2 tRNA genes are annotated in these 285 nt (G+C 48.1%); both read right to left on the bottom strand.

The window, feature by feature from the left end:
- Positions 1-24: 24 nt before the first annotated feature.
- Positions 25-101: transfer RNA gene (locus tag IRQ95_RS22150), tRNA-Met, on the bottom strand.
- A gap of 66 nt (positions 102-167) precedes the next feature.
- A tRNA-Gly gene (locus IRQ95_RS22145) sits at positions 168-243 on the bottom strand.
- Positions 244-285 lie beyond the last annotated feature (42 nt).

Below are 285 nucleotides of genomic sequence, written 5' to 3'. Positions count from 1 at the left end.
TCGCCTGAGCAATTTATCTTAATGTGGTTGCGGGAGCAGGATTTGAACCTACGACCTTCGGGTTATGAGCCCGACGAGCTACCAAGCTGCTCCATCCCGCGTCCGGATGTCATTGTTGAGTACAATGAGAACTTACTCTAATCAGACAAGCGTCTAACTAGATAATTTGGAGCGACACACGAGGTTCGAACTCGTGACCTCAACCTTGGCAAGGTTGCGCTCTACCAACTGAGCTAGTGTCGCATATCAACAGCTATTGCTATTGATTAAATTTGGTTGCGGGAG

It is taken from the genome of Vibrio fluminensis (assembly GCF_015278125.1).
GTDB classification, from domain to species: Bacteria; Pseudomonadota; Gammaproteobacteria; order Enterobacterales; family Vibrionaceae; genus Vibrio; species Vibrio fluminensis.
This window is presented reverse-complemented; position numbering and strand designations above follow the sequence as displayed.